This window comes from Streptomyces sp. NPDC000594 (genome assembly GCF_040299965.1).
GTDB lineage: Bacteria > Actinomycetota > Actinomycetes > Streptomycetales > Streptomycetaceae > Streptomyces.
This window is the reverse complement of sequence record NZ_JBEPCY010000009.1, coordinates 243,249-249,324: the sequence shown is the minus strand read 5'-3', so window position 1 is coordinate 249,324 and position 6,076 is coordinate 243,249. Positions and strand designations below refer to the sequence as shown.

Annotated in this window: 7 protein-coding genes, 1 rRNA gene and 1 pseudogene; all 9 read left to right on the top strand. The window is 71.7% G+C overall.

Annotation, left to right across the window (positions count from 1 at the left end):
- Positions 1-71, top strand: a 5S ribosomal RNA gene (gene rrf / locus ABT354_RS38080); the annotation flags it as partial.
- A 74-nt stretch (positions 72-145) separates the two neighbouring features.
- Positions 146-790, top strand: coding sequence for an HAD family hydrolase (locus ABT354_RS16435; protein WP_351494087.1), 645 nt, complete (start codon positions 146-148; stop codon positions 788-790).
- A 46-nt stretch (positions 791-836) separates the two neighbouring features.
- Entirely contained in the window at positions 837-1,991 is a 1,155-nt protein-coding gene (locus ABT354_RS16430; RefSeq protein ID WP_351494126.1) for an acetoin utilization protein AcuC, read from the top strand.
- 375 nt (positions 1,992-2,366) lie between these two features.
- Positions 2,367-2,600 (top strand): annotated as a pseudogene (locus ABT354_RS38075) (phosphatase); the annotation flags it as partial.
- Entirely contained in the window at positions 2,567-2,806 is a 240-nt protein-coding gene (locus tag ABT354_RS38070; RefSeq protein WP_502983430.1) for a phosphatase, read from the top strand. The pseudogene ABT354_RS38075 and the gene ABT354_RS38070, both read left to right, overlap by 34 nt.
- A 128-nt stretch (positions 2,807-2,934) precedes the next feature.
- Positions 2,935-3,147 carry a helix-turn-helix domain-containing protein gene (locus ABT354_RS16420; protein WP_003958488.1) on the top strand — a complete coding sequence of 71 codons (213 nt, stop codon included), beginning with the start codon at positions 2,935-2,937 and terminating at the stop codon, positions 3,145-3,147.
- 121 nt (positions 3,148-3,268) lie between these two features.
- The gene (locus ABT354_RS16415) at positions 3,269-3,367 is read left to right on the top strand and encodes a 30S ribosomal protein bS22 (protein WP_003948845.1); all 99 of its coding nucleotides are present in this window, start codon (positions 3,269-3,271) and stop codon (positions 3,365-3,367) included.
- A 190-nt stretch (positions 3,368-3,557) separates the two neighbouring features.
- The gene (locus tag ABT354_RS16410; protein ID WP_351494085.1) at positions 3,558-4,670 is read left to right on the top strand and encodes an NAD-dependent epimerase/dehydratase family protein; all 1,113 of its coding nucleotides are present in this window, start codon (positions 3,558-3,560) and stop codon (positions 4,668-4,670) included.
- Positions 4,671-4,676: 6 nt separating this feature from the next.
- On the top strand, positions 4,677-5,990 hold the full coding sequence (locus ABT354_RS16405) for a lysophospholipid acyltransferase family protein (protein ID WP_351494083.1): 1,314 nt from the start codon (positions 4,677-4,679) through the stop codon (positions 5,988-5,990).
- Positions 5,991-6,076: the final 86 nt, after the last annotated feature.

Below are 6,076 nucleotides of genomic sequence, written 5' to 3'. Positions count from 1 at the left end.
CGGAAGCTAAGCCTTTCAGCGCCGATGGTACTGCAGGGGGGACCCTGTGGGAGAGTAGGACGCCGCCGAACAAATTTTGGGCCCCGGCCCCGATATCCATTGTGATATCGGGGCCGGGGCTATTTTGCGTTCTAGGCTGGTACCCATGAGCTATGACCTCGTGATATTCGACAACGACGGTGTCCTCGTGGAGAGCGAGCGGATCGCGAACGCGATCCTGGCGGAGTATCTGACCGAGCTGGGGCACCCCACCTCGTTCGAGGACTCCGTACGGGACTTCATGGGCGCCGCCGTCCACCGGGTCCACGATCTGGTGCTGGAGCGGACCGGGCGGCGGCTGCCCGAGGAGTTCGACGCGACCCTGCACTCCCGTACCGTCGCCGCGTTCGAGCGGGAGCTGGAGCCGGTCGAAGGGGTGGTCGAGGTCCTGGAGAAGCTGACCGCCGAGGGCGTCCCGTACTGCCTGGCCTCCTCCGGCAGCCATGAGCGCATCCGGGCCGGGCACCGGAGGACCGGCCTCGACCGGTGGTTCCCCGAGGAGATCGTCTTCAGCGCCCAGGACGTGGGCCGGGGCAAGCCGGCCCCCGACCTCTTCCTGTACGCCGCGGAGCGGATGGGGTTCGCCCCCGGGCGCTGTGTGGTGGTGGAGGACAGCTCCCTGGGCGTCGCCGCCGCCCTCGCCGCCGGTATGGATGTCTACGGCTTCACGGCGATGACCTCCGCCGACCGGCTCGCCGGGGCGAAGGGGCACTTCCGGTCCATGGCCGAACTGCCCGCGCTCCTGCTCTGATCGCCGGGCCGATACGGTGGCGGGCATGAGCAGCCGTGCGTTGTTGATGTGGGATGAAGCGGTGACGGCGTACGACTTCGGCCGCCAACACCCCATGGACCCGGTGCGGCTCGCGCTGACCATGGGGCTGGTGCGGGCCTTCGGCCTGGACCGGGACGTAGAGGTGGTCGCCGCCAAACCCGCCGGGGATTCGACCCTCCGGCTGGTCCACCGCGAGGACTATCTGGCCGCGGTCCGTGCGGCGTCCGCCGATCCCCGTGCCGCGGATCAGTCCTATGGCCTCGGGACCCTCGACGACCCGGCCTTCCCCGGGATGCACGACGCCTCGGCGCTGATCGCCGGCCAGTCGGTGGCCGCCGCCGAGGCGATCTGGCGGGGCACGGCCGAGCACGCCGTCAACTTCTCCGGAGGGCTCCACCACGCCATGCCGGGCGGGGCCGCCGGGTTCTGTGTCTACAACGACGCCTCGCTCGCCATCGCCCGGCTGCTGGAGCTGGGCGCCGAGCGGGTCGCGTACATCGATGTGGATGTGCACCACGGAGACGGCGTCCAGACGACGTTCTGGGACGACCCCCGTGTTCTGACGGTCTCGTTGCACGAACACCCCAGGATGCTCTTCCCCGGCACCGGATGGCCGGAGGAGACCGGCGGAACGGGGCAGGCCGAGGGCAGTGCGGTCAATGTCGCCCTGCCGGCCGGGACCGGTGACGCGGGCTGGCTGCGGGCGTTCCACGCGGTGGTCCCCGAACTGCTCGCGGACTTCCGGCCCCAGGTGCTGGTGACCCAGCACGGCGCGGACACCCACTTCGAGGACCCCCTGGCGCACCTGGCGGTCTCGCTCGACGCGCAGCGCGCCGTACAGGAGGCATGTCACTCGCTGGCGCACGAGTACACCGACGGCGGGCGGTGGCTCGCGCTGGGCGGCGGGGGATACGCGGTGGTCGATGTGGTGCCGCGGTCCTGGACGCATCTGGTGGCCATCGCCGCGCATCGGCCCATCGACCCGGAGTCGGCGGTTCCGGAGGAGTGGCGGAACGAGGTGTACGCGCGGACCCGGCAGGCCGGGCCGTGGCGGATGACCGATGGGCGGGACCCGGTCTGGCGGGACTGGTCCCAGGGGTACGACCCGGCGGACGAGCTGGACCGGGCGGTGCTGGCGACCCGGCGGTCCGCCTTCCCGCTGCGGGGCCTGCTGGTCTGACCGCCCCGGCGCCCCTGCCCCGTACGCCACTTGTCCTGATGGTCCGGTGGGTCGCTGTCCGGTGCGCGGGTCCGCCCCCGCCCGCCCGCGCGCGGGGCCTCAGGAAGGCCCCGCGCGGCCCTGGGGCCCTCGGACCCCGGGAGGCCCCGGAGCGCCGGGTCGTCCGATCTCTGCCCCTCCTGAGGGGTCTCTCCGGGCTCCCGGCGCCCGTCCGGCCGTCTGGGGAACCGCCGACGGCACGGACAGTGGGGCGCCAAGGCGGGGCCTGCGGCGGTCGAGGAGGTCTCTCCGGCCCCGGACGCCACCCCTCGTATCCGCTCCACCGCCCGCCTCCCGGGCCCTCGCGCCGGGTCCTACGCCGGGGCGACAGACGCTTTGTCGTCGGCGAGTTGCATCGCCCTCACACCCCCGCAGGGCCAATGTGTCGACATAACGACCCGGTTCGGCGTACGTCCGTACCGGCTCGACTACGTACGACGGGTCGCGATGGCGCGGACACCCGGCGCGCGGTCAATCCCCGGTGAAACCGGCGCACACACCCATTTCTCCCGCCCCTCCACGGGTGCCCGGGGCCGGTGCCCAGGGCCGGGCGCCCCCTCGCCCGGCCTTCCCGCCCGGTGTGCCGATCACCCCTGCGGGGCAGGTCAGCGGGGTCTGCGGAGTCCCGGACGCCCGGCGCCCACGGACCCGTACCCCCGGGGAACACATCGGAGGGGCACCCCGCTCCGACGGCCCCCGCCGATGACTCGGCGCGGTCCCCTTACTACCGACCGCTGACGCGCTATGTACTCAATCGAGCGTGTCTGTCACAGTAGGCGGCCGATGGCTGCTCCTCTTCCCCACTCGCACCACCCGCCCCTAGTCTGGGGAGTGAGCGCACAGCGACGAAGAGTCACCGGAGGGGAAGCCGGTGAGCGTCATGTGCGGAAGGTACAGGTGGGTCATGGCTGCTGGCAGCGAGAGGCCTCTGAATGAGGTCAAGTTCCTTACCGTGGCGGAAGTCGCCTCGGTGATGCGGGTGTCGAAGATGACGGTGTACCGCTTGGTACACAGTGGTCATCTGCCGGCGATCCGGGTGGGGAGGTCCTTCCGGGTACCGGAGCAGGCGGTGCACGACTATCTCCGCGAGTCCTTTGTGGGGGTGGAATCCGCCTAGGGGCACCAGGCGGCTGCCCTCGGATTACGGACTCAATGCTCTGGCGGGTAGGCTGGACCGACGTAGGTCGTGTGGGCCCAGACGCCCCGCACCGAGTGAAGAGAAGTAAGCGAGGGTAGTCGTGGGCTCTGTTATCAAGAAGCGGCGCAAGCGGATGGCCAAGAAGAAGCACCGCAAGCTGCTCAAGCGCACTCGCGTTCAGCGTCGTAACAAGAAGTAATACGGCAGCTGTACGTGTGTTTGTGGCCCTTCCACCCATCGGGTGGGAGGGCCACGGCGCTTTTCCGGGAGGGCCGCGGTGCGTTTCGCCGTCCACAGGTCGTCACAGCCGAGCGGCGACCCGCTACGGTGACGCTGGGGAGTGGCCCACGCGGCATCAGGGATGTTGGACCTCAGGGAAGGCGCTGATCTTGGGAAAGGTCGTGCTCGTCACCGGCGTTGCCCGGCAGCTCGGCGGCCGTCTCGTACGGCGGGTTCTGCGCGATCCCGAGGTGGATCGGGTGATCGCGGTCGACGCGGTGGAGCCCGCGCACCGGCTCGACGGGGCCCGGTTCATCCGGGTGGACATCCGCAGCCCCGCGATAGGCAGGGTCCTGGCCGAGCACGCGGTCGACACCGTGGTGCATCTCGATGTCACCGGCACACCGCTGGGGACCGGGGGCCGGACGGCGGTCAAGGAGACCAATGTCATCGGGACCATGCAGCTCCTCGGCGCCTGCCAGAAGACGCCGACCGTCCGCCGCCTGGTGGTGAAGTCCAGTACGAGTGTCTATGGCTCGGCCCCCCGGGACCCCGCCGTCTTTCTGGAGACCACCCCGCCGAAGTCGTTGCCGAGTGGTGGCTTCGCCAAGGACGCGGTCGAGGTCGAGGGGTATGTGCGGGGCTTCGCCCGGCGCCGGCCCGATGTCGCCGTGTGTGTGCTGCGCTTCGCCAACATCCTGGGGCCGTGCGCGGACTCCCCGCTCGCCGAGTACTTCTCCCTGCCCGTCCTGCCGACGGTGTTCGGCTACGATCCGCGCCTCCAGTTCGTCCATGAGGACGATGTCGTCGATGTGCTGCGGATCGCCCTGCACGAGCCCCGGCCGGGGACGCTCAACAGCGGCACCTTCAATGTGGCGGGCGACGGGGTGCTGCTGCTGTCGCAGTGCTCCCGGCGGCTGGGCCGGCCCACCGTCCCGGTGCTGCTGCCCGCCGTCACCTGGATCGGCACCGCGCTGCGGACGGTCGGGGTCACGGACTTCTCGCCGGAGCAGATCCGGCTGCTGACCCATGGGCGGGTGGTGAGCACCGCGCGGATGCGGGAGACCCTGGGATGTGAACCGAAGTTCACCACCGCGGAGACCTTCGCCGACTTCGCCCGCGCCCAGGGGCCGGGGCTGCTGCCCCCGCACTCCATGGCGCGGGCGGTGGACCGGGTGGGCGAGCGGGTGAGGGCCCTGGGGGGCGCCGGGCGGGACCCGGAGCGGGAGGACGGCCGGGCGGCGGATGCCGCGGCCCGGAGCGACGCCGGACAAGGAGCGTAGGCAACGATGGCGGACGCCAAGGTCATTCCGTTCGACGACGACCGGGCCCGGGGTGGTGCCAAGGGCGCCTCCGACGGCACGTCCGGCGCCGATGGCACCCCCGGTAAGGGGGGCGGTCGCCGGGGCGGTGCCTCCCGGGTCGTACGCCAGAAGCCGGCCGCCCGGCGCCGGGCGGCCGGCAAGGACGGCGACACCGGTACGGGGGCGAGGGCCCGGCGCGGGGCGTCCGGTGAGCCGGGTGCCCCGGAGCGCGCGGCGGGCGGCCCACGGACCCCGGTCACGGGTCCCGTACCCGTGGCGGTCCCGGGCGCCCGCAGGGGCACCGGGAGCGCGGCGGAGGACGGCGGGGACGCCTCCTCGTCCGTCTCCTCGTCGTCCGCTTCCCGGTCCGGCGACCCGTCCGGCTCCCCGGCGGCTTCGGCCGCTTCGGCTGCTTCGGCCGAGGAGGGCGGGCGGCGGCCCCGGGGCGGCGGCGACGGTGGCGGCCTGGACCGCCGGATCGCCGACGGTCTGGCCTTTCTGCGCCGCCGGATCACCGGCGAGTACGAGGTGGACGAGTTCGGCTATGACGAGGAGCTGACCGACCAGGTCCTGATGACCGTGCTCCGGCCGCTGTACGAGAAGTACTTCCGGGTCGAGGTGAAGGGCATCGAGAACATCCCGTCGCGGGGCGGGGCGCTGGTGGTGGCCAACCACTCCGGGACGGTGCCGCTGGACGGGCTGATGATGCAGGTCGCCGTCCACGACCGGCATCCGGCCGGGCGCCACCTGCGGTTGCTCGCCGCCGACCTGGTCTTCGTCCTGCCGGTCGTCAATGAGCTGGCCCGGAAGGCGGGGCACACCCTGGCCTGCGCGGAGGACGCGGAGCGGCTGCTGCGGCGGGGCGAGGTCGTGGGGGTGATGCCGGAGGGGTTCAAGGGCATCGGCAAGCCCTTCGGCGACCGCTACCGCCTCCAGCGGTTCGGCCGGGGCGGCTTTGTGTCGACGGCGCTGCGGGCCGGGGTGCCGATCGTGCCGTGCTCGATCGTCGGCGCCGAGGAGATCTATCCGATGATCGGGAACGCGAAGACGCTCGCCCGGCTGCTGGGGCTGCCGTACTTCCCGATCACCCCGACCTTCCCCTGGCTGGGCGCTGCGGGAGCGCTGCCGCTGCCCACCAAGTGGACGATCCAGTTCGGTGAGCCGATCGAGACGGAGGGGTACCCGGCGGAGGCGGCCGAGGACCCGATGCTGATGTTCAATCTGACGGATCAGGTGCGGGAGCAGATCCAGCACACGCTGTACAAGCTGCTGGTCCAGCGTCGCTCGGTGTTCTTCTGACCTTGTTCTTCTGACCTTGCCTTGTCGGCGACCCTCGTGGGTCCGGGGGTCGCGCCCTGCCGCCCCGGCCGCGGGCGACCCCGGGA

What these genes read in the sequence shown, in the direction of transcription:
- ABT354_RS16435 (WP_351494087.1), top strand. Translation starts at nt 146, where the DNA reads ATGAGCTATGACCTCGTGATATTCGACAACGACGGTGTCCTCGTGGAG.
- ABT354_RS16430 (WP_351494126.1), top strand. Translation starts at nt 837, where the DNA reads ATGTGGGATGAAGCGGTGACGGCGTACGACTTCGGCCGCCAACACCCC.
- ABT354_RS16405 (WP_351494083.1), top strand. Translation starts at nt 4,677, where the DNA reads ATGGCGGACGCCAAGGTCATTCCGTTCGACGACGACCGGGCCCGGGGT.
- ABT354_RS16420 (WP_003958488.1), top strand. Translation starts at nt 2,935, where the DNA reads ATGGCTGCTGGCAGCGAGAGGCCTCTGAATGAGGTCAAGTTCCTTACC.